The organism is Methyloversatilis sp. MC4-4 (genome assembly GCF_049843555.1).
GTDB classification, from domain to species: Bacteria; Pseudomonadota; Gammaproteobacteria; order Burkholderiales; family Rhodocyclaceae; genus Methyloversatilis; species Methyloversatilis discipulorum_B.
The window spans coordinates 625,276-647,708 of sequence record NZ_JBBHZK010000001.1 but is presented as its reverse complement, the minus strand read 5'-3'; the positions used below and the strand labels follow the sequence as shown (position 1 = coordinate 647,708).

23 protein-coding genes are annotated in these 22,433 nt (G+C 65.0%); 4 read left to right on the top strand and 19 right to left on the bottom strand.

Going from position 1 to position 22,433, the window contains the following annotated elements; genetic code table 11:
* Window positions 1-17: 17 nt before the first annotated feature.
* The 7 genes from lepA to rpoE form a co-directional block, all read right to left on the bottom strand.
* The gene (gene lepA / locus WDZ97_RS03005; RefSeq protein WP_304005106.1) at window positions 18-1,811 is read right to left on the bottom strand and encodes a translation elongation factor 4; all 1,794 of its coding nucleotides are present in this window, start codon (window positions 1,809-1,811) and stop codon (window positions 18-20) included.
* Between the two features lie 102 nt (window positions 1,812-1,913).
* Window positions 1,914-2,171 carry a glutaredoxin family protein gene (locus tag WDZ97_RS03000; protein WP_019917815.1) on the bottom strand — a complete coding sequence of 86 codons (258 nt, stop codon included), beginning with the start codon at window positions 2,169-2,171 and terminating at the stop codon, window positions 1,914-1,916.
* Window positions 2,168-3,610: a DegQ family serine endoprotease gene (locus WDZ97_RS02995; protein ID WP_425761751.1), complete on the bottom strand. Its 1,443-nt coding sequence runs from the start codon at window positions 3,608-3,610 to the stop codon at window positions 2,168-2,170. Before WDZ97_RS02995 ends, WDZ97_RS03000 begins: the two co-directional genes overlap by 4 nt.
* A complete protein-coding gene (locus WDZ97_RS02990) occupies window positions 3,607-4,035 on the bottom strand; it encodes a SoxR reducing system RseC family protein (protein WP_304005099.1) in 429 nt (142 codons plus the stop codon). The genes WDZ97_RS02995 and WDZ97_RS02990 overlap by 4 nt, the downstream gene beginning before the upstream one ends.
* Entirely contained in the window at window positions 4,035-5,003 is a 969-nt protein-coding gene (locus tag WDZ97_RS02985; RefSeq protein ID WP_019917811.1) for a MucB/RseB C-terminal domain-containing protein, read from the bottom strand. Before WDZ97_RS02985 ends, WDZ97_RS02990 begins: the two co-directional genes overlap by 1 nt.
* The gene (locus tag WDZ97_RS02980) at window positions 5,000-5,506 is read right to left on the bottom strand and encodes a sigma-E factor negative regulatory protein (protein ID WP_425761750.1); all 507 of its coding nucleotides are present in this window, start codon (window positions 5,504-5,506) and stop codon (window positions 5,000-5,002) included. Before WDZ97_RS02980 ends, WDZ97_RS02985 begins: the two co-directional genes overlap by 4 nt.
* Before the next feature lie 5 nt (window positions 5,507-5,511).
* Complete coding sequence (gene rpoE / locus WDZ97_RS02975; protein WP_019917809.1) at window positions 5,512-6,111, bottom strand: RNA polymerase sigma factor RpoE; 600 nt, start codon at window positions 6,109-6,111, stop codon at window positions 5,512-5,514.
* Between the two features lie 232 nt (window positions 6,112-6,343).
* Here rpoE and nadB point away from each other — a divergent pair, with 232 nt between their 5' ends.
* On the top strand, window positions 6,344-7,960 hold the full coding sequence (nadB, locus tag WDZ97_RS02970; protein ID WP_304005093.1) for an L-aspartate oxidase: 1,617 nt from the start codon (window positions 6,344-6,346) through the stop codon (window positions 7,958-7,960).
* A 389-nt stretch (window positions 7,961-8,349) separates the two neighbouring features.
* Here nadB and fabF read toward each other — a convergent pair whose 3' ends face one another.
* The 8 genes from fabF to WDZ97_RS02930 form a co-directional block, all read right to left on the bottom strand.
* Complete coding sequence (fabF, locus tag WDZ97_RS02965) at window positions 8,350-9,588, bottom strand: beta-ketoacyl-ACP synthase II (protein WP_024300379.1); 1,239 nt, start codon at window positions 9,586-9,588, stop codon at window positions 8,350-8,352.
* Between the two features lie 24 nt (window positions 9,589-9,612).
* Entirely contained in the window at window positions 9,613-9,858 is a 246-nt protein-coding gene (gene acpP, locus WDZ97_RS02960; RefSeq protein WP_019917806.1) for an acyl carrier protein, read from the bottom strand.
* A 136-nt stretch (window positions 9,859-9,994) separates the two neighbouring features.
* Window positions 9,995-10,741, bottom strand: a complete 747-nt coding sequence (gene fabG / locus WDZ97_RS02955) for a 3-oxoacyl-ACP reductase FabG (protein ID WP_425761749.1) — start codon at window positions 10,739-10,741, stop codon at window positions 9,995-9,997.
* Window positions 10,741-11,679, bottom strand: coding sequence for an ACP S-malonyltransferase (gene fabD, locus WDZ97_RS02950; protein ID WP_425761748.1), 939 nt, complete (start codon window positions 11,677-11,679; stop codon window positions 10,741-10,743). Before fabD ends, fabG begins: the two co-directional genes overlap by 1 nt.
* Before the next feature lie 24 nt (window positions 11,680-11,703).
* Window positions 11,704-12,666: a beta-ketoacyl-ACP synthase III gene (locus WDZ97_RS02945; RefSeq protein ID WP_425761747.1), complete on the bottom strand. Its 963-nt coding sequence runs from the start codon at window positions 12,664-12,666 to the stop codon at window positions 11,704-11,706.
* Complete coding sequence (plsX, locus tag WDZ97_RS02940; RefSeq protein WP_425761746.1) at window positions 12,663-13,676, bottom strand: phosphate acyltransferase PlsX; 1,014 nt, start codon at window positions 13,674-13,676, stop codon at window positions 12,663-12,665. Before plsX ends, WDZ97_RS02945 begins: the two co-directional genes overlap by 4 nt.
* 79 nt (window positions 13,677-13,755) lie before the next feature.
* Complete coding sequence (rpmF, locus tag WDZ97_RS02935) at window positions 13,756-13,935, bottom strand: 50S ribosomal protein L32 (RefSeq protein ID WP_019917801.1); 180 nt, start codon at window positions 13,933-13,935, stop codon at window positions 13,756-13,758.
* Between the two features lie 76 nt (window positions 13,936-14,011).
* Complete coding sequence (locus tag WDZ97_RS02930) at window positions 14,012-14,581, bottom strand: YceD family protein (RefSeq protein ID WP_425761745.1); 570 nt, start codon at window positions 14,579-14,581, stop codon at window positions 14,012-14,014.
* Window positions 14,582-14,721: 140 nt separating this feature from the next.
* On the opposite strand from WDZ97_RS02930, the gene WDZ97_RS02925 reads away from it, so the two are divergent.
* Window positions 14,722-15,312 (top strand): Maf family protein, encoded by a 591-nt coding sequence (locus WDZ97_RS02925; RefSeq protein ID WP_425761744.1) that lies wholly within the window; start codon window positions 14,722-14,724, stop codon window positions 15,310-15,312.
* Window positions 15,309-16,037: an SAM-dependent methyltransferase gene (locus tag WDZ97_RS02920; protein WP_425761743.1), complete on the top strand. Its 729-nt coding sequence runs from the start codon at window positions 15,309-15,311 to the stop codon at window positions 16,035-16,037. The genes WDZ97_RS02925 and WDZ97_RS02920 overlap by 4 nt, the downstream gene beginning before the upstream one ends.
* A gap of 16 nt (window positions 16,038-16,053) precedes the next feature.
* Here WDZ97_RS02920 and WDZ97_RS02915 read toward each other — a convergent pair whose 3' ends face one another.
* The 4 genes from WDZ97_RS02915 to WDZ97_RS02900 are packed head-to-tail and all read right to left on the bottom strand — an operon-like array spanning window position 16,054 to window position 19,009.
* Window positions 16,054-17,019 (bottom strand): S49 family peptidase, encoded by a 966-nt coding sequence (locus WDZ97_RS02915; RefSeq protein ID WP_304005071.1) that lies wholly within the window; start codon window positions 17,017-17,019, stop codon window positions 16,054-16,056.
* A 10-nt stretch (window positions 17,020-17,029) separates the two neighbouring features.
* Entirely contained in the window at window positions 17,030-17,383 is a 354-nt protein-coding gene (locus WDZ97_RS02910) for a Rieske (2Fe-2S) protein (RefSeq protein WP_304005068.1), read from the bottom strand.
* Window positions 17,371-18,027: an HAD family hydrolase gene (locus tag WDZ97_RS02905; RefSeq protein WP_020165076.1), complete on the bottom strand. Its 657-nt coding sequence runs from the start codon at window positions 18,025-18,027 to the stop codon at window positions 17,371-17,373. The genes WDZ97_RS02910 and WDZ97_RS02905 overlap by 13 nt, the downstream gene beginning before the upstream one ends.
* Window positions 18,011-19,009, bottom strand: coding sequence for an RluA family pseudouridine synthase (locus WDZ97_RS02900; protein WP_425761742.1), 999 nt, complete (start codon window positions 19,007-19,009; stop codon window positions 18,011-18,013). Before WDZ97_RS02900 ends, WDZ97_RS02905 begins: the two co-directional genes overlap by 17 nt.
* Window positions 19,010-19,387: 378 nt before the next feature.
* On the opposite strand from WDZ97_RS02900, the gene WDZ97_RS02895 reads away from it, so the two are divergent.
* Window positions 19,388-22,327 (top strand): Rne/Rng family ribonuclease, encoded by a 2,940-nt coding sequence (locus WDZ97_RS02895; protein WP_425761741.1) that lies wholly within the window; start codon window positions 19,388-19,390, stop codon window positions 22,325-22,327.
* Window positions 22,328-22,433: the final 106 nt, after the last annotated feature.

The following is a 22,433-nucleotide window of genomic DNA, read 5'->3' as shown; positions in this document are numbered from 1 at the left end:
TCCGAGCCTGTTGGTCCTTACTTGTCGTCAACGCGCAGCACGGCAAGGAAGGCTTCCTGCGGAATTTCTACATTGCCCACCTGCTTCATGCGCTTCTTGCCGGCCTTCTGCTTTTCCAGCAGCTTCTTCTTCCGCGTGATGTCGCCGCCGTAGCACTTGGCCAGCACGTTCTTGCGCAGCGCCTTGATCGTTTCGCGCGCGATGATGTGGGCGCCGATCGCCGCCTGCACCGGCACGTCGAACATCTGGCGCGGAATCAGTTCGCGCATCTTCGCCGCCACCTCGCGGCCGCGGAACTGCGCGTTGGCTCGGTGCACGATGACGGACAGCGCATCGACCTTCTCGCCGGCCACCATCAGATCGAGCTTCACCACGTCGGCGGCGCGGTACTCCTTGAATTCGTAATCGAGCGAGGCGTATCCGCGTGACACTGACTTCAGCTTGTCGAAGAAGTCGAACACCACTTCGGCCATCGGCAGGTCATAGGTCAGCTGCACCTGGCGACCGTGGTAGAGCATGTTCACCTGCTGACCGCGCTTCTGCTCGCACAGCGTGATCACCGCGCCCAGGTAATCCTGCGGCATGAAGATGACCGCCTTGATGATGGGCTCGCGGATTTCAGCAACCTTGGACGTTTCCGGCAGCTTGGACGGGTTTTCCACCATGACGACGCTGCCGTCGTTCATCAGCACCTCGTACACCACGGTTGGCGCCGTCGTGATGAGGTCCATGTCGAATTCGCGCTCCAGCCGCTCCTGCACGATTTCCATGTGCAGCATGCCGAGGAAGCCACAGCGGAAACCGAAGCCCAGCGCCTGCGACACTTCCGGCTCGTACTGCAGCGAGGCGTCGTTCAGCTTGAGCTTTTCCAGCGACTCGCGCAGCTGGTCGTACTCGCTGGCCTCGACCGGATACAGACCGGCGAACACCTGCGGCTTGATTTCCTTGAAGCCGGGCAGCGGCGCGTCGGCGCGGCGGTCGGCCAGGGTAATGGTGTCGCCGACCTTGGCGGCCTGCAGTTCCTTGATGCCGGAAATGATGAAACCCACCTCGCCGGCCGACAGACTGGTCTTCTGCACCGATTTCGGCGTGAACACGCCGACCTGGTCGCACTGGTACTGGGCACCGGTCGACATCAGCAGCATCTTGTCCTTGGGCTTCAGCGCGCCATCGACCACACGCACCAGCATCACCACGCCGACGTAATTGTCGAACCAGGAATCGATGATGAGCGCCTTCAGCGGCGCGTCCGGGTCGCCCTTGGGCGCCGGAATGCGCGCGATCACCGCTTCGAGGATGTCGTCGATGCCCATGCCGGTCTTGGCCGAACACGGAATGGCGTCGGTCGCGTCGATGCCGATCACGTCCTCCACTTCCTGCTTCGCGTTGTCCGGATCGGCCTGCGGCAGGTCCATCTTGTTCAGCACCGGCACCACCTCGACGCCGAGGTCGAGCGCGGTGTAGCAGTTCGCCACCGTCTGCGCCTCGACACCCTGCGAGGCATCGACCACCAGCAGCGCGCCTTCGCAGGCGGACAGCGAGCGGCTCACCTCGTAGGAAAAGTCGACGTGCCCCGGAGTGTCGATCAGGTTCAGGTTATAGACCTGACCGTCCTTGGCCTTGTACGACAGCGCAGCGGTCTGCGCCTTGATGGTGATGCCGCGCTCGCGCTCCAGATCCATCGAGTCAAGCACCTGCGCCTCCATCTCACGGTCGGACAGGCCGCCGCAGCGCTGGATCAGCCGGTCCGCCAGCGTGGACTTGCCGTGATCGATGTGGGCGATGATGGAAAAATTTCGGATGTGCTGCATCAGTCGAATGGAATCGGGAACGGAATCAAAAAAGGGCGGCGGAAAACAAAAAAGGGCGCCGTGGCGGGCACCCCTGTGCGGTCAGCCGGACCGGGCCTGCAGTCAAGCGCGCGATTCTAGCAGATAGGCCCGTACAGCCCCCTCGTCCAGCCGGTGCCGGCACAGTTCGCGATCGCCCGCACAGAGCACCGGAATGTGCTCGCCATAGGCGTCCTCGAATTCCTCGTGCTCGTCGATATCGATTTCGCGCACGCTGATCCCCTGGCCGGCGATCAGCGGCTCAAGCGCCTCGATCAGCTCGTCACACAGGTGGCACCAGCGCCGCAGGTAGAGCGTCAGTTCGCGCTGAGCGCCGCTCACTTGCCGTCGCCCTGCCCGTTCGGCGCGCGCAGCGTCAGGAAGGTCTGGCTGTCACCGCGGCGTACAAGCACCGTCAGCCCGACCTTGGGTTCGATGCTGGAGAGGATCTTGTTGAACTGCTCCAGCGTACCGACCGGTGTCTGCTTGCCGCGGGCGATCACCGCCAGGATGATGTCGCCGGCACGCAGGTCGGATCGCTGGTTGCCCGCGACTTCCTCCACCTTCAGCCCGCCCTCGACCTTCAGTTCGCGCTTCTGCTGCGGCGTCAGCTCGGACAGCACCAGACCCAGCCGGTTGGGTGCGGGTGCCGCCTCGGGCGCCGCGCCCCGGCGGGCCTTGCGCGGGTCGATGCGTTCGTCGCTCAGTTCGGCCACGGTGACGCGGATATCACGCGTCGCACCGTTGCGCCAGATCTGCGCGACCGACGCCGTGCCCGGCTTCGTTCCACCCACCAGCCGCGGCAGATCGCCCGACTTCTCGACCTGCTTGCCGTCGAAACGCAGGATCACGTCGCCCGGTTCGATGCCCGCCTTTTCCGCCGGGCCACGCGGCTCGACCGAACTGACCAGTGCACCTTCGGCGTTCGGCAGGCCAAAGGAGTCGGCCAGTTCCTTCGTCACTTCCTGGATGACCACGCCGATGCGCCCGCGCTGCACGCGGCCGGTGGCGCGCAGCTGCGACTGCACATCCATCGCGACGTCGATCGGAATGGCGAAGGACAGGCCCATGAAGCCGCCGTTGCGGCTGTAGATCTGCGAGTTGATGCCCACCACCTCACCGCTTAGATTGAACAGCGGCCCACCCGAATTGCCGGGGTTGATGGCGACGTCGGTCTGGATGAAAGGAACGAAGTTCTCCTGCGGCAGCGAGCGGCCTTTGGCCGACACGATGCCGGCCGTGACCGAGCTCTCGAAACCGAAGGGCGAACCGATGGCGACGACCCACTCGCCCACCTTGAGCTTGCTGGCGTCGCCGAAACGGACGACCGGCAGGCCGGAGGCGTCGATCTTGAGCACGGCGACGTCGGTGCGCTTGTCGGCACCGATCACGCGCGCCCTGAACTCGCGCTTGTCCGACAGGCGGACGGTGATCTCATCCGCTTCATCGACCACGTGCGCGTTGGTCATCAGATAGCCGTCGGCCGAGATGATGAAGCCGGAACCGAGCGAGCGCGCGTCCTGCGAGCCCGGTACGCCCGGCTGCTGCGGAATGAAGCGGCGGAAGAAATCGAACATCGGGTCGTCTTCGTCCAGCCCCGGCGGAAGCTGCGGCATTGCACGCGTACTGACCTTCTGCGTCGTGCTGATATTGACCACCGCCCGTCCCTGCTGCTCGACCAGCTGAGAAAAATCCGGCAGTTCGCGCTGCGCGCTGGCCGGGGGAACGAGGGCAAACAGGCAACTCAGGCTGAACACCGCAGCCGCGAACAGGGATTTCATGATCTGGGCGAAAGGTCGCGACCGGAAAGGATGCGTACGGAAGGAATGAGCGTGCTGCGCGAGCGGCTGCCACGCAGCCAGCCCGCTGCCGCGATCAGACCGACCAGGGCTCCTGCGGCCACCGAAAGGTCCGAATCGCCAGCCAGCAACATGGCCAGTGCAACGCCTACGAACAGCGCGAGCAGCGCCACCCCGTAGGTCAGCAGCGCGGCGATCAGCGGCGCCCGCTGCGACACGACGACATCGACGCGTTCGCCTGGCCGCACGGCGACGTCAAGGGGTATCACGTAGGTCGCCGCGGCCGATTCACAGGCCCGACCGCAGCCCCCGCTTTCGGCACATCGACCACACCCGCTCTGCCGCTCGACATCGACCCAGGCGAAACCATCGGCGACGCGGCGGACCTGACCCGAACGGACGTTCATCAACGCTTCTGTCCCACCGCGTCCGCCATGCGCTGCAGACTGTGCGGCGGCACCTCGCCGAGCGCGGTGATGACGTAGCCCGCCAGCCGTCGCTTGTACACATTCACGGCGCCATGCTTCATCGGCCCGACGACGTTTCCGTCTTCCTTGCGGTAGGGCTCGATGAATACCGAGATTGCGGCGAGGCCGTCGGAGAACACCATGTGGACCATGTCGGGGCGGTCTGGGCCGAGCGACCGCTTCATGCCAGCGATTTGGCGGAAGCCCGGCACGTCGCCATTCATCGTCCAACCGAGGTCGGCATTCTGGGCCTGGGTCGAATTCGCCGTGTGCACCTTCCAGCCGGACGACGAGGCGGCCAGTCTGGATTGCACGTCCTCACGCGTCAGCGCCGGACCGAGCTGCAGCTGGGCGAAGGCGAACTGCTCTATCGGTTCGCTGCGCTCGTTCACCATGCGTGCCTTCAGCAACAGGCCGGTCTGCGCTTCGATCCAGAACATGTGACCGTAACGGTAACCGTCCTTCGGCTCGAGCAGCACGGACTGGGTATCGAAGCCTGCGACGCGGCCGGGCGGGCCTTTGCGAACCGTGTAGTAATCGCTGAGCGCACCGACCGACTCCGGCAACAGCGACGGGAAAGTCTTCCGCGCCCCACGCCGGTCCTCGATGATGATCTTTTCCTTCGGCAGGTAGCAACGCACCTCGTCATTGACGCGGATGACCTCGCGCGGGCTGCCGTCGAGCACTTCCAGCCGTTCGACCGAATTGCCCTCGGTGTCGACGTAATGTGCGACGCGCGAGGTTTCGACATTCGAACCGCTCTGATAGACGAAAGTGCCGATGTAGGAGGTGCGCTGCGAGGCGCTCACTGCTCGCCCGAGGAGGGACAGCGCTTCAGGCTGCCCCTGGGCCAGCGCGCCCTGCGCAAACAGCAAGGACGCAAACAGCCAGACTGCCCGCACGATCATCGACGGTCGTCGGTCTGCGGATCCGAAACGCCGCGCGCGTAGAGCGCGACGCCCTGCATGCTGCCGGTCGGCGAGTAACCCTGATGCGCGACCAGATAGGCGCGAAGGGGCGATTCGGTCTGTGCAAGCTGCACCGGCACGACCACCGGGGCAACCGCCAGTTGCGGCTGCACGTCGGGTGCAGACATGAGGTCGAGCCCCAGCCAGGACACCAGCGCGACGCCGGCAACGGCTGCCGCTGCGGGCATCCACAGCCGCTTGGCTTCGGGCTGGACGCGGAAGGCGACCGGCGCGAGCACCGTGGGCTCGTCGTCGAGCCTGCTCATGACCGACGCCGTGAAACGCGCGTCGAAACCATCGTCGCCGCGCAGCACATCGCCGATCATCACCTGCAATGCAAACTCATCGCGCAGATCGCCGTCCGCGTGCAGGCGATCCAGCACCTGCTGCGACGTGCGCTCATCGAGCTCGTCGTCGATGAATGCGCTCAGATTCTCTTTCATGCCTGTTACCACCTCTTGTCGGGAGCCGTGTCGAGCAGCGGCCGTAGCTTCTCGGCGATCGCCTCCCGGGCACGAAAAATGCGCGAACGCACCGTCCCGATCGGACAATCCATCACTGTCGCGATCTCCTCGTAGGCCATGCCTTCGAGCTCACGCAGCATGATGGCTGTGCGCAGTTCTTCGGGCAGTGCTTCCATTGCGGAGGTCACCGTCTGTCCGATCTGCTTGGTCAGCAGCAGCCGCTCGGGGGTGTTGATGTCCCGGAGGTTGTCGCTGTCGTCAAAGTTTTCCGCCTCTTCGGAATCGAACTCCGTGCTGGTCGGGGCTCTGCGCCCCTGCGACACGAGGTAGTTCTTCGCCGTATTGACGCCTATCCTGTACAGCCACGTGTAAAACGCGCTCTCACCGCGGAACGAGGGCAGCGCACGGTAAGCCTTGATGAAGGCCTCCTGTGCCACGTCCTCTACTTCGGCCGGGTCGCGTATCAGGCGCGACAGCAGCCGTCCGAGCTTGCGCTGATACTTGCTGACCAACAGACCGAAGGCCTGCTTGTCGCCGCGCTGCGCACGCTCGACAAGCAGCTGGTCAACCTCTCGCTCGCTCATCTGGGCCGATGTTGTGCCACCCGGGTCTTTCACCGGCGCGGGTTTTGAACTGGCGCGCAGTATATCCGAGCGCGCAGGCCTGGGTACCACTTGAAGGGGGTGTAGTGTCGCGTCCATGCCAGCACAGACCGGGGGCTGACGACAAAGTTCATTGCCGTCGGCACGTCCGCAGCCGGTATCCTCTCGCTGCGCTGCGATATAGTGCAGCCCTCCCATTGAAGTGCTGATCGCCGTGCAGACATTCGACGTGCTGGTACTCGGAAGCGGCCTGGCTGGACAGGCGCTCGCTTTGCGACTGGCGGAAGCCGGTCGCCAGGTCGCCCTGGTCACCAAGCAGAAGCTGGAGGACTCCGCCTCCAGCTGGGCCCAGGGTGGCGTGGCTGCCGTGCTCGACAGCGAGGACTCGGTCGAGGCGCATCTGCGCGACACGCTGGTCGCCGGTGCCGGACTGTGCGACCCCGAAGCCAGCCGCTTCGTGGTCGAGAACGGCCGACGCGCGATCGAGTGGCTGATCGGCCGCGGCGTCCCCTTCACGCGCGACGACCAGACCTCGCTCGGTTACCACCTGACTCGCGAGGGCGGTCACAGTCACCGCCGCATCGTGCATGTGGCCGATGCGACCGGCTCGGCCATCCAGATGACGCTGACCGGTCAGGTCAAGGCGCACCCGAACATCCATATCTTCGAACGCCATCTGGCGGTCGATCTGATCGTCGGCTGGAAGATCGGTCGCCCCGAACTGGGCTGCGCCGGCGCCTACGTCCTCGACATCGAGAACGACCGCGTCGATACCTTTGCGGCGCCAGTGGTCGTGCTGGCAACCGGCGGTGCCGGCAAGGTCTATCTATACACGACCAATCCGGATACTGCGACCGGCGACGGCATCGCGATGGCCTGGCGCGCCGGTTGCAGGGTGGGAAACATGGAATTCATCCAGTTTCACCCGACCTGCCTCTACCACCCGCACGCCAAGTCCTTCCTGATCACCGAGGCGATGCGCGGCGAAGGCGGCCTGCTGCGGCTGCCCGACGGCGAACGCTTCATGCCGGCGCACGACGAACGCGCCGAACTGGCGCCGCGCGACGTCGTGGCACGGGCGATCGACTACGAGATGAAGAAGCGCGGTCTCGACTGCGTCTATCTTGACGTGTCGCACAAGCCGGCCGACTTCCTGATCAGTCATTTCCCGAACATCCACGCACGCTGCCTCGAACTCGGCATAGACATCACGCGGCAGCCGATTCCGGTGGTGCCGGCGGCGCATTACACCTGCGGCGGCGTGAAGGTAGACCAGCGTGCGCACACCGATGTCGACGGGCTGTACGCGATCGGCGAGACCAGCTACACCGGCCTGCACGGCGCCAACCGGCTGGCCAGCAACTCACTGCTGGAATGCCTTGTCTATGCGGAGTCTGCGGCACAGGACATTCTCGCCCGCCCCGGCTCTTCCCTACCCGACCTGCCGGCCTGGGACGAAAGCCGCGTGACCGACGCCGACGAAGAGGTGGTGATCGCGCACAACTGGGACGAGCTGCGCCGCTTCATGTGGGACTACGTCGGTATCGTTCGTACCAACAAGCGCCTTGAACGCGCACTGCACCGCATCCGCCTGCTGGAACGCGAGATCGACGAGTACTACGCGCACTTCCGCATCAGCAATGACCTGATCGAATTGCGCAATCTGGTCATGACCGCCCATCTCATCGTGCGCAGCGCGATGCAGCGGCACGAGAGTCGCGGCCTGCATTTCAGTCGTGACTACCCCGATACCAGCGACGCAGCCAGCCCGACCATCCTGCGTCCGCGTCGCTCGCGTCAGCCAGAAGAACTGCACGCAACCACAGTCTGAAGCGCCGGTAATCGTCGACGCTGTCGAACTGGTCCGCAAACAGCAGCAGGTGCTGTCGCCCGCCCTCGCCTTCCAGCGTGACCGAAGTCCATGCACGCCCCATTCTCGCGGCGCAGGGGCGACCGCTCAGCGCGTCGCCGACGGACTGTACGCAAGTGAGGGATTCGCCATCCTCGCTCGCCAGCCCGCACAGACGCCCCGCTCGCACGCGCGCCGCTGCCGTCAGCAGCAGCGAGAGCGCACAGAGCGCGATGGCGAGAGGGCCCAGCAGTAGCGATGCGACGACAGCGGCAAGCGAGGCGAAAAAAAGGGTCACGTCGCGAAGACGTGACCCCTTCAGATGCATCTGCCGGAAGCCCTGAAGCCGCTCGCGGTTCAAGGCCGGTCGCTCACATGCGACGGAAGACCAGCGTCGCGTTCGTACCGCCGAAACCGAAGGAATTCGACAGCGCGGAACGGATGTTGATCTCGCGCGGCACCAGCGGCACGTAATCGAGATCGCAGGCCGGATCCTGATCGCGCAGATTGGCGGTCGGCGGCGCGATCTGCTTGTGGATCGCCATCACCGTCACCACCGCCTCGATACCCGCCGCCGCGCCCAGTGCATGGCCGGTCATGGACTTGGTCGAGCTGACGCACAGCGTTTTGGCGTGCTCGCCAAAACAGCGCTTGATCGCCACCGTTTCGGCAATGTCGCCCAGCGGCGTGGATGTGCCGTGAGCGTTGATGTAGTCGACCTCGTCCAGCGCCACACCACCGTTGCGCAGCGCATTCGCCATGCTGCGCGATGCGCCTTCACCGTCCTCGCAGGGCGCAGTGATGTGATGCGCGTCGGCACTCATGCCGTAGCCGGCGAGTTCGCAATAGATGCGTGCGCCGCGGGCCTTCGCGTGCTCGTACTCCTCGAGCACCAGCACGCCAGCACCCTCACCCAGCACGAAGCCGTCACGACCGCTGTCCCACGGACGGCTGGCGGTCTCCGGATCATCGTTACGGCCCGACAGCGCCTTGGCAGCCGCGAAACCGGCCACGCCCAGCGGGCACATCGTCGATTCGGCACCACCGGCGATCATCACGTCGGCGTCCCCGTATTCGATCAGGCGCATCGCTTCGCCGATCGAGTGGTTGGCCGTCGCGCAGGCACTGACGGTCGCAAAGTTCGGGCCCTTGAAACCGTAGTTGATCGCCACGATGCCGGAGATCATGTTGATGATCGAGCCCGGCACGAAGAACGGCGACACCTTGCGTACGCCGCCGGCCAGCATGGCGTTGTGCGTTTCCTCGATCATCGGCAGACCGCCGATGCCCGAGCCGACGCAGACACCGATGCGCTCGGCGTTGGCCGGATTCGCCTCGAGTCCGGCGTCGCGGATGGCATCCATCGAGGCAGCAATGCCAAAATGGATGAAGGTGTCGAAACGCCGTGCCTCTTTCGGAGACAGGTAGTTGGCGACGTCAAAATCGCGCACTTCGCCCGCGATCTGGACAGGCAATTCGGACGGATCGAAACGCGTGATGCGACGGATCCCCGACTTCGCCGCCAGGATGTTCTCCCAGGCTTGTCCGACCGTGTTCCCGACCGGGGAAATGATGCCCAGGCCGGTGACAACTATTCTTTTACGTGCCAAAACGTACTCCGCTCGATGAAACGATCAGGCCTTGCTGGCCAGATGACGGTTCACGTAATCGATGGCCTGTTGCACCGAGGTGATCTTCTCGGCTTCTTCGTCGGGGATTTCGCATTCGAACTCTTCTTCGAGCGCCATGACCAGTTCAACCGTATCGAGCGAGTCAGCGCCCAGATCGTCGACGAAAGACGATTCGTTCTTGATCTCGGCTTCGTTGACGCCCAGTTGTTCGGCAACGATCTTCTTGACGCGTTGTTCGATGTTTTCCATTGCGGTACTCCTTCCCTGTGTATGCCCTGACTAGAGCGTGAGAGCGCGAAAAAAAAGTGGCGCGAGTGTAACAGAAAGCCTGGTCCACTTCGCCTTTGGAGGTGTATGGCGCTTGCGCGCCGCACACCTCCGAATATCAATGCATGAACATCCCGCCGTTCACATGCAAGGTACTGCCGGTCACGTAGGCAGCGAGCGGCGACGCGAGGAACACGACGGCAGCGGCCACTTCGTCAGCCGAACCGAGGCGACCCAGCGGAATCTGGCCCAGCAACGCGTCACGGGCCGCGTCGCCCAGCGCCTCGGTCATGTCGGTGGCGATGAAGCCCGGCGCCACGCAATTCACGGTGATGTTGCGCGAACCCAGTTCGCGCGCCAGCGCCATGCTCATGCCGGCGACGCCGGCCTTGGCGGCGGCGTAGTTGGCCTGTCCGGGATTACCGGTTTCGCCGACCACCGACGTGATGTTGATGATGCGGCCGCTGCGCGCCTTCATCATGCCCTTCATCACAGCGCGCGACATCGTGAATACCGCCTTCAGGTTGGTGTCGATGACCGCCTGCCACTCGTCGTCCTTCATCCGCATCGCGAGGTTGTCGCGCGTGATGCCGGCATTGTTCACCAGCACGGAAACGCTGCCGAAGTCCTTCTCGATCGCGCTGATCGCGGCGGGAATCGCCGCAGTATCGGTCACATCAAGCACGATACCCCGTCCCCGGACGCCGGCAGTCTCGAAAGACTGCTGTATGCCTGCAGCGCCGGCTTCACTGGTCGCGGTGCCGATCACCGTGGCTCCCGTCTGGCCGAGCGCCAGCGCAATCGCGCGGCCGATGCCTCGGCTGGCGCCGGTCACCAGCGCAATCTGTCCGTCGAGAACACCCATCAATTCACTCCGATCTGTTGAGCAAGCTGTTCCAGTGCGGCACCGTCGGACAGCGCCACACCATTCAGGTTGCGGTCGATGCGCTTGGTCAGGCCGGCCAGCACCTTGCCCGGGCCGCACTCGGCGACCGTGACGACGCCCAGTTCTGCCATCCGCTGGATCACCTCGACCCAGCGCACCGGCGCCGCCGCCTGACGCACCAGCGCGTCACGGATCGCGTCCGGCTCTTCCGGCGAGGCGACATCGACGTTATTGACCAGCATGATCTGCGGCCGGCGGAATTCGACGTCGGGCAGCGCCTGGGCCAGCTTTTCGGCCGCCGGCTGCATCAGGCTGCAATGAAAGGGGGCACTGACCGGCAGCGCGACCGTGCGCTTGGCGCCGCGCTCCGACAGCAGCGCCATCGCGCGCTGGACGGCGGCGGCATGGCCGGCGATCACCGTCTGCTCCGGCGAGTTGAAATTCACCGCAGCGACCACTTCACCTTGTGCAGCGTCGTCGCAGCAGGCCTGCACTGCGGCAGCGTCCAGGCCCAGCACGGCGGCCATCGCGCCGGTACCGGCCGGCACGGCGTCCTGCATCGCCTGCGCGCGCAGACGAACCAGCGGCACGGCGTCCTTCAGTCTGAGCACGCCGGCAGCAACCAGCGCTGCGTACTCGCCGAGACTGTGCCCGGCGACGACATCAGGGGTGCGACCGGTACGCTTGACCCAGCTGCGAAACACGGCGACGCCGGCGGTCAGCATCAGTGGCTGCGTGTTGGTTGTCAGCGACAGGCGCTCGGCGGGACCGTCGGCCGCCATCGCCCACAGATCTTCACCGAGCGAGAGCGAAGCCTCGTCAAAAGCCGCGCGGATTTCGGCGTCGTCGCCATAGGCGGCCATCATGCCGACCGATTGCGAACCTTGGCCCGGGAAAACGAATGCGAATTTCTGCATGGAAGACATCTGAAAATCGGTGGATCAGAAGCGCAGCAACACGCCGCCCCAGGTGAAACCGCCGCCCACACCCTCGAGCATCACGTTCTGGCCACGCTTGATGCGGCCGTCACGGACGGCGATATCAAGCGCGAGCGGCACCGACGCAGCCGACGTATTGCCGTGCTCGGCCACCGTGGTAACGACCTTGTCCATTGACATGTCGAGTCGCTTGGCGGTCGACTGCAGGATGCGGATATTGGCCTGGTGAGGCACCAGCCAGTCGAGCGCAGTCATCGGCAGTTCGGCCGCCTGCATCAGTTCGACCGCGGTATCACCCAGCACGCGCACAGCGAACTTGAAAACCGCCTGGCCGTCCATCTGCAGCAAGGGCTTGCCGGCAACAGCGCCATTGCAGACCTGACCCGGCACCGACAGGATGTCGTGGTAGTGGCCATCGGCATGCAGCGCGGACGACAGGATGCCCGGCTCGCTCGATGCCTCGAGCACCACCGCGCCTGCACCGTCACCGAACAGCACGCAGGTGCCGCGGTCGTTCCAGTCGAGGATGCGCGAGAACACCTCGGCACCGACCACCAGCGCACACTTGTGCGAACCGGAACGGATGAACTTCTCGGCGATGGTCAGCGCATAGACGAAACCCGAGCACACCGCCTGCACGTCGAAGGCGGTCGCCGCGCGGTTACCCAGCTTGTGCTGCAGCAGGCAGGCGGTACTCGGGAAAACCTGATCGGGCGTCGACGTGGCGACGATGATCAGATCGACCTCGCCCGCCTCGCGGCCCGCCATTTCGAGCGCCTTGCGGCTCGCATTCAGCGCGAGGTCGCTGGAATGCTCGTGCTCCGCGGCAAAGTGACGGAAGCGGATGCCGGTTCGATCGGCGATCCACTCGTCCGACGTTTCGATGCCCCGTGCGACGAGATCATGGTTCGACACCGGCGCGCCGGGCAGATAGCCGCCCGTGCCGGTGATGCGGCAAAAACTCATGCAGCTACCTCGGTACGTGTCATGCATTCGGTGATGCGGGCGATCAGATCATTGCGCACTGCGTCTGCTGCGCGGGCGATGGCCTGCTCGAATCCGTAGGCATCGCTGGAGCCGTGGCTCTTCACGACGACACCGCGCAGCCCGAGCAGACTGGCGCCATTGTAACGACGATGATCGACACGGCGGCGGAAGGCGGCAATGACCGGTCGGGCAACCAGGTACATCAGCTTGCGCAGCGGCCCCCGGCTGAATTCCTCGCGCAGGAAGGTGCCTATCATCTGCGCCAGGCCTTCCGAGGTCTTCAGTGCGACATTGCCGACGAATCCATCGCAGACCACGACGTCGGTCGTGCCCTTGTAGATGTCGTTACCCTCGACATTGCCGTAGAAGTTGAGATCGCTGGCGCGCAGCAGATCGGCCGCACCCTTCACCGCTTCATTGCCCTTGATCGCTTCCTCGCCGATGTTGAGCAGTCCGACGCTCGGGCGCTCGCGCGACTCGAGCGCCGACACCAGCATCGCGCCCATCAGGCCGAACTGGAACAGGTGCTCGGAGGTGCAATCGACGTTGGCGCCGAGGTCCAGCACGTAAGTGTGGCCCTTCACAGTCGGCAGGATGGAGGCAATCGCCGGCCGGTCGATGCCGGGCAGCGTCTTCAGGACGAACTTGGAGATCGCCATCAGTGCGCCGGTATTGCCGGCGGATACTGCGGCCTGCGCGCGACCTTCCTTCACCAGGTCGATCGCCACACGCATCGATGAATCCTTCTTGCCGCGCATGGCTTGCGCGGGCGGCTCATCCATGCCGACCACTTCGGATGCATGGACGACAGAAATCCGCGCCTCGTCGCTTGCACCGAGGCGCTTCAGTTCAGCATCAAGTACATCCTTGAGCCCGACGAGCAGCAGGCTGCAGGCCGGATCCCTGCGCAGATAGGCAAGAGCGGCAGGCAGGGTGACAGACGGACCATGATCCCCGCCCATACAATCGATGGCCAGGGCGTAGCTCATGCCGTGCATCCGATCAATTCAAAGTCGCCCGGGGAGGCCGCACAGGTGCGGCGTGCCGGAAAAAACGACAAAGCGATGATCACTCGCCCTTGGTCTTGAGCACCTTCTTGCCGCGGTAGAAACCGCTCGGCGAGATGTGATGACGCAGGTGAACTTCACCCGTGGTCGACTCGACGGCGGTGGCCGGCGCGGTCAGAAAATCATGCGCACGGTGCATGCCGCGCTTCGACGGCGACTTCTTGTTTTGCTGGACAGCCATGAACAACTCCCCCGGATAACCGGATAAAAAACCACACAACCGTGCCCGCCGGATCGGAAGATCCAGCCAGCCTCATTCAATTCCGTTTCAGCTGCCCGAGCACCGCAAACGGTGACGGCTTCGCCGAGGTCGTTTGCTGCTCGTTCACACCTGCTATCGCCGGCGCCTCACACTGCTGATGCAGCGGCACCGCGGGCAACGCAAGCAACACTTCGTCCTCGACCAGTGCCGCCAGATCGAGCGGCCCGTCGAGTTCCAGCGCTTCGAAGCTGTCGTCTTCGAGATCTTCGTCGCCCCAGGTCTCGCCGGCAAATACCAACCGGAAGCGGGACTCACTATGCACATCGATCTGCACATCGCCCAAACAGCGCTGGCATTGCATCACCACATCTGCCGCCACCGCGAGGGTCAGCCAGCAGGCGCCCTCAGCATCCACGGAACCCGTGAGCGACCACTCGATTCCATCGGCACTGCGGCATTCCGCCGCCAGTCGCCCGAACGATGCCAACGCGACACGTCCGGTCAGACGCTGCTGCGCACGCGCCAGCTGCTGTGCGTCGAGCCGGACACGTACTTCGTCGCCGCTCGATTCATTGCCGGCCGACACATTGCCCGTCGACTTTCCGGCTCCGGCTGCTTCGGTCATGAACGTCTGCTTGCCCGATGATGCAATGGGCGGAGAAACAAACCCAAAATGATACTATCCCCTTGAAGCTGCTGTCAAAGCACGTTCAGACTTTCGGCCTGCGAAGACGCGGGCCGGCACTCCGTTTCCCTCGTCCGCACATGTCCCCAGATCTTCCTCCACTGGTCCTCGGCTCGTCCTCACGCTATCGCCAGGAGCTGCTGTCCCGGCTGCGCGTTCCCTTCACCACTGCGTCACCGGACATCGACGAGTCGATGCTCGGCGACGAAACGCCACGCGAACAGGCCATACGCCTCGCGCGCAGCAAGGCCGAAGCGATCGCGGCGCGCTTTCCCGGCGCCTGTGTCATCGGCTCCGATCAGGTGGCCTCCTGCGGCGGACGTCGCTACGGCAAGCCGGGCAGCCGCGACGCCGCCATCGCCCAGCTGGCGGAGTTGAGCGGCCAAACCGTCGTGTTCGACACTGCGCTGTGCGTGATCGATGGCCGCAAGGGCACACGGCATGAAGCCCTTGTGCCGACCGAAGTCGTGTTCCGCCCGCTGTCTCGACCGGAAATCGAGCGCTATGTCGATCTCGACGACCCGCTGGACTGCGCTGGCGCCGCCAAATCCGAATCGCTGGGCATTGCTTTGCTGGAGCGGCTGAGCGGCGACGACCCGACAGCGCTGGTCGGCCTGCCGCTGATCCGTCTCAGCGCCTTGCTGCGTGACATCGGTTACCCGCTGCCATGAGCACGATGACCTCGTCGGGCACGCTCTACATGCTGCCCAGCCCGCTCGATGCAGGCGCCGCATGCGCGCTCGACACGCCGGCCGCGGTGCGCGACTGCGCACACCGCCTCGACTACTTCCTGGTGGAGAGCGCCAAGTCGGCCCGCGCCACGCTGAAGCGTCTCGAGCACCCGACGCCGCTGCGCGAGCTCGAAATCGTCGAGTTGCCGCCGGAAAAGGACGGCCGTCTGCTGCGCGAGCTGCTGGCGCCCGTACTCGCCGGCCGCAGCGCCGGCGTGATTTCGGACGCAGGCTGCCCCGGCGTTGCCGACCCGGGTGCGCTGGCGGCACGTACCGCCCACACGATGGGCATCCCGGTCATGCCGCTGGTCGGCCCATCCTCGATCCTGCTCGGACTGATGGCGTCCGGCCTGAACGGGCAATCATTCGCTTTTCACGGCTATCTGCCGGTCGAGGACGGCGCGCGGGCAAAGACACTGGCGGAGCTGGAGAAGCAGTCGGCGCGACTGAGACAGACCCAACTGTTCATCGAGACACCCTATCGCAACCTGAAAATGTTCGACGCCATTCGCTCGCATTGCCGCGGCAGCACCTTGCTGTGCGTGGCGGCAGCGCTGACGGCGCCCGATCAGTTCGTGCGGACGAAGCCGGTGTCGAAGTGGACGGTGGAGGAGATCGGACGCATCGACCGCCGCCCGACACTTTTCCTCCTGCTGGCCGATTGAGGCGTCGCCAAACGCCTCAGCGCATCCCTACGCGGTTCAGCACGCCGGTCACGCTCTCCCCCAGATCGGCGCCCAGTTGCTTGGCAAAACGCTCGGCAATGTTCTGACGCTGCGTGAAATCGACGATGTCGGCAGCCTTGACGACGTCGCGCGCAACGTACTCGACGCTGCCCAGGTCGTCGGCCAGACCCAGTTCGATACTGCGCGAGCCGCTCCACATCAGGCCGGAGAACATGTCCGGCGATTCCTTCAGCCGCTCGCCGCGGCCCTTGCGCACCACCTCGATGAACTGCTGGTGCACGTCACCGAGAAGCTGACGCGCATGATCCTTGTGCCGTTCATCCTGCGGCGAAAACGGATCGAGAAAACCCTTGTTCTCGCCAGCCGTCAGCAGCCGGCGCTCGATCCCCACCTTGTCCATCAGCCCGGTGAAACCGAAGCCATCCATCAGCACGCCGATCGAACCGACGATGCTCGCCTTGTCCACGTAGATGCGGTCAGCAGCCACGGCGACGTAATAGCCGCCGGATGCACAGATGTCCTCGACCACGGCGTACAGCGGCGTGTCCGGATAAAGCGCACGCAGCCGGCCGATCTCGTCGTTGATGATGCCGCTCTGCACCGGACTGCCGCCCGGGCTGTTGATCTTCAGGATGACGCCCTGAGTGTTCTTGTCGTCGAAGGCCGACTGCAGCGAGGACACGATGCGCTCGGCGCTCGCTTCGCCGTTCGGCGCGATGACACCGCTGAGCTCGACCAGCGCCGTGTGCTTGCGGTGTTCGGCCTGACTGAACAGGGAACTCCAGTCGATCAGCGCAAAGGTGAGCACGCCAAGGTAGGCGAAGCCGATCATCCGGAAGAAGATGCTCCAGCGCCGACGACGGCGCTGTTCGGTGACCGACTCGAGCGCGAGACGCTCGATCAGCTTGCGCTCCCAGGTGGCGTCAGGTCGTTTATCTGAAGAATTGTCGGGTTCGGACATGATGTTTTGCTTACTCGCTGCGTGCTTCGGACAGCCACACCTGTCCATCGGATTCTTCGAGCTTCACCGGCTCCAGTCGTGCGCCGCGGCAGGGACCGCCGACACACAGCCCGGTGTCCGGTGCATAAAGGGCGCCGTGAGTGGAGCAGATCAAGTATAACTTTGAAGTATCGAAGAACTCGCCGTGATTCCAGTCGAGTTCTATCGGCACATGGCGACAGCTATTTATATAGCCGTGCACCCGCCCGTGGAAACGTACGGCGAAGGCCTGCCGCGACTTGTCGCCAGCGCCCGCGATCTCGAACCGCACCCCTGCTCCGCCTTCCTCCAGCGCGTCCGACGCGCAGACGCTCATGCGTGACATCGCAGCCATTCCGTCAGCTCGGCCACGCTGGCAGCGTGCGCACGCGGCGCCGCGTCGAGCAGTTCGTGCAGGGGATGCGCACCGTAACTCACGGCAACCGCCTCGCAACCGGCGTGACGCGCCATCAGCAGATCGTGCGTCGTATCGCCGATGACCAGTGTGCGCTCAGGCGCGTGCGACAGTTCGTCCATCAGTTCCAGCACCATGTCGGGCGCCGGTTTCGACACCGATTCGTCGGCACAGCGGGTGGACGCGAACATCGGCCCCAGGCCGGTGTGACCGAGCGCGCGATTCAGGCCGACGCGGCTCTTGCCGGTGGCCACCGCGAGCGTGTGACCGCGCCCGCGCAACTCATCGAGCAGTTCAGGCACGCCGTCGAACAGTGTCAATTCGTGGTCGCGCGCCAGGTAGTGATAGCGATAGCGGCCGGCCAGTTCCTGGTGGCGTGAAGCGGGCAGTTCGGGCACGGCACGCGCCAGCGCGTCGATCAGCCCGAGGCCGATCACCGAACGCGCGGTCGCGTCGTCCGGCGGCACAACGCCCAGGTCGTCACAGGCGTGCTGGATGGCATGGACGATGGCCGCCGCCGAATCGAGCAGCGTGCCGTCCCAGTCGAAAACGATAAGGTCAAACTGTGCGGGCATGGTCTTGGTCAGTGTTTCGGGCTGCGCGATCGAAATCGCGCGGATGCTGTGCGTCGAGCCGGCGCACGAAGCAAGCCAGATCGTCGGGCAGCTGCGCCTCGATCTGCAGACGCTCACCGGTCAGCGGGTGGTTCAGCGTCAGGCTGTGCGCGTGCAGGAACATGCGCGGCAGCCCCTCCTTGCGCAAAGCCTTGTTCAGCGGGAAATCGCCGTACTTCTCGTCACCGGCGATGGGAAAGCCGCTGGCCGACAGATGCACGCGGATCTGGTGCGTGCGGCCGGTCTTGATGCGCACGCCGAGCAGGCTGTAGCCGGGCCAGCGTGCTTCCAGCTCGACGATGGAGTGGGCCGCCTTGCCGTCCGGATCGACCGATACGCGGCGCTCGCCGGATTCGGTCAGGTACTTGGTCAGCGCCAGCTTGATGTGCTGCAGCGGATTGAGCCAGCGGCCCTTCACCAGCGCAAAGTAGCGCTTGTCCATGCCGCCGTCGCGGAAGGCATCGTGCAGTGCGGTCAGCGCCGAGCGCTTCTTCGCCACCAGCAGGATGCCCGAGGTTTCACGGTCCAGCCGGTGCGCCAGCTCGAGCAGCTTCGCCTGCGGGCGCGCCCGGCGCAGGCTTTCGATCACGCCGAAACTGACGCCGGACCCCCCATGCACGGCGATGCCGGCCGGCTTGTTGATAGCCAGGAAGGCGTCGTCCTCGTACAGGATGTCGAATTCCAGCGCCGGAATGGCGACCGGGGTACCCGGATCCGCCATGCGGACAGGCGGAATGCGCACCTCGTCGCGCTCGGCCAAACGGTAGGTCTGATCGACCCGCTTGCTGTTAACACGCACTTCGCCGGAACGCAGGATGCGATAGACGTGACTCTTCGGCACGCCCTTGCACACCCGCAACAGGAAGTTGTCGATGCGCTGCCCGGCCTCCTCCGCATCCACGACATGCCGCACAACTTTCGGAGCTTTACCCAACTCCTTCATTTCAAATATACTGCGACGGGTTTTCGGTCTGATTTCGAAGCAGACGCAGTGTGGAGCACATCCAGCTCGAAGTGGCGGACGCCGGGTGACAGATTGACGGTGAAGTGCTTCCTCATGCAGTCCTTCTTGGCAGACGAAAACCGGATCACGGGTTAATCCCGCTCACCCAAAGTAGCGAGTGTACTGAGTAGCGCGAGTACCGTACAGGCAGAATCCCCCAGGCAGTCGCGAAAGCGCGGCTGCATTGAGAGTTGGCAGACCCCTCCACGTCCCCCAGTCCGTTCCCATCGAAAAAACCCGATTGCAGCCGACACGATAGACGTTATTTACTGACGAGCGGTTTGTCCTGCCCGTGTGCGGTGCGCGCGGGAGAAGTTGATGAAACGAATGCTCTTCAACGCGACGCAGGCCGAAGAGCTGCGCGTCGCGATTGTCGATGGCCAGAAGCTTGTTGACCTCGACATTGAGTCATCCAGCAAGGAACAGCGCAAAAGCAACATCTACAAGGCAGTCATCACCCGCATCGAGCCCAGCCTCGAAGCATGCTTTGTCGATTACGGCGCAGACCGCCACGGCTTCCTGCCGTTCAAGGAAGTTTCCAAATCCTATTTCAAGCCCGATCTCGAACCCGGCCGCGCCCGCATCCAGGACGCACTGTCGGTGGGTCAGGAACTGATCGTCCAGATCGACAAGGACGAACGCGGCAACAAGGGCGCCGCACTCACCACCTTCATTTCGCTGGCCGGCCGCTACCTGGTGCTGATGCCGAACAACCCGCGTGGCGGCGGTGTTTCCCGCCGCGTCGAAGGTGACGACCGCGCTGAACTGCGCGAAACCATGGATCAGCTCGAAGTGCCTGGCGGCATGAGCCTGATCGCTCGCACTGCCGGCATCGGTCGCAACGCCGAAGAACTGCAGTGGGACCTGAACTACCTGCTGCAACTGTGGACCGCCATCGAAGGCGCCGCCCAGTCGCAGTCCGGTGCCTTCCTGATCTACCAGGAAGGCAGTCTGGTGATCCGCGCGATCCGCGACTATTTCCAGCCTGACATCGGCGAAATCCTGATCGACACCGACGAGGTGTATGACCAGGCCTACACCTTCATGGAACACGTGATGCCCGGCAACGTGGCGCGCGTGAAGCGTTACCGCGACGACGTGCCGCTGTTCTCGCGCTTCCAGATCGAACACCAGATCGAATCGGCGTACTCGCGCCAGGTCAACCTGCCGTCCGGCGGCGCCATCGTGATCGACCACACCGAAGCACTGGTGGCGGTAGACGTGAACTCCGGCCGCTCGACCAAGGGCAGCGACATCGAGGAAACCGCGCTGCGCACCAACTGCGAAGCGGCCGACGAAATCGCCCGCCAGCTGCGTCTGCGCGACCTCGGCGGCCTGATCGTCATCGACTTCATCGACATGGAAAACCCGCGCGCCCAGCGCGAGGTCGAAACCCGCCTGCGCGATGCTTTGCATCACGACCGTGCGCGCGTGCAGATGGGCAAGATCAGCCGCTTCGGCCTGCTCGAACTGTCGCGCCAGCGTCTGCGCCCGGCGCTGGCCGAAACCAGCTACATCCCGTGCCCGCGCTGCAGCGGCACCGGCCACATCCGCTCGACCGAATCGGCTGCGCTGCACATCCTGCGCATCCTCGAAGAAGAAGCGATGAAGGAAAACACGGGTGCCGTGCACACCCAGGTGCCGGTCGACGTCGCCACCTTCCTGCTGAACGAGAAGCGGGCCGACATCAACGCGATCGAACTGCGCCACAAGGTCAACATCGTCCTGATCCCGAACAAGTATCTGGAGACGCCGGCGCACGAAATCACCCGTCTGCGCCACGACCAGCTGAACCTCGAAGGCGTGGCCCAGCCGTCCTACCAGATGGCCGTGAACCCGTCGGCCGAGAGCTATCAGCCGCCGTCCGCCATCCCGGCCGACGAGCGTCCGAAGCGCCAGGAAGCGGCGATCAAGCACATCACGCCGGACCAGCCTGCACCGGTCGTGGCCGAGGTCGCAACGCCCGCGCCGGTCGCTGCTGCGCCGGCGGCTGCACCCGCGGCCAAGGGCGGCTTCTTCGGCTGGATCGCCGGGCTGTTCGGCGGTGGCGCTGCCGCGCCTGCCCCGGCGCCCGCTCCGGCCCCGGAAGCGAAGCCCGCGCAAACGCGCGAACGCGGTCCGCGTGGGGAGGGCGAACGCGGTCGCAACCGCAACCGTCGCGACAACCGCGAAGGACGTGAAGGCCGCGAGGGCCGCGAAGGTCGTGAAGGTCGTGAAGGTCGTGAACAACGCGAGCCGCGAGAGCCACGCGAAGCGCAAAGCAAGGGCGAAGGCCGCGACGGTCAGCGCAAGCAGCGCGAACCCCGTGAGCCGCGCGAGCCGCGTAACGAGCAGGAAGCCGCTACGCCGCGCGAACCGCGTCCGCCGCGCGAGCCGCGCCCGCCGCGTGAGCCGCGCGAGCGTGCCGCCAATGACGCACGCGAACAGCAGCAGGCACAGACCGATCTGCCGCTGGCCGCTGCCACCGGCACTCAGCCCGAGAATGTCGCGCCGGCCGAGGGTGGCGAAGGCGCAGCACCGCGCAGCCGCCGCCGCCGTGGTGGCCGCCGCGAACGTGGCGAGCGCCGTCCGGACGGCGTGGAAGGCGCAGTTGCCGATGTCGCCGCAGTCGAGGGCGATCTGACGGTGACCGACTCCGCCGCCAATGAGGTGCCGGCTGCCGCCGCCGAAGCCCAGGCCGCGTTGCCGCTGGATGTCCCCGCAGCGGCACCGATCGCCGCCGAGCAGGCCCCGTTGGCCGACGCCGCACCGGCGACCGAAGTCGCCGCTGTGGCCGAAGCGCCGGTAGAGCCTGTTGTGCCGGCACCGGTGGTGTCTGCACCGGCAGCCCCGGAGCCGGCTGTGATCGAACCCGTCGCAGTGGAAACACCGGTGACCGAGCCCGTTGCGGCTGAAGTGGCTGCACTGCCGGTCGTCGAAGTGGCTGCCGAACCGGTGGCCGCACCGGCACCCATCGTCGATCAACCGGCGCAGATCGCGGCCTCGTTGAACGATGCCGGCGAATCGACCCTGGTGCGCGCAATGGAAAGCTTCGGCTCGACGCCGCAGCCGCCCGCGCCCGCCCCCGTAGTCGCACCGGCGGCCGATCTGCAGAGCACGCTGGCCGACAGCGGCCTGGTCATGGTGGAAACCTCGGCCGAGCGCGCTGCCGGCATCGAACCCGTCATCGTCGAGCAGCCGCAACTGGGCCGTCGTCGTCGCCCGGCGCCGGTGATCGCCAACGAGCCGATGCAGCAGGTGGAAACGCGCAACGAATGAGGCGCTGACACCACCCAAAGGGCCCGGCATTGTCCGGGCCCTTTTTGCGTGGCGGTCAGTAAGCTCGCCCGGCACCGGGTGATTTTCCCGTGCCGGAGCCGCCCGT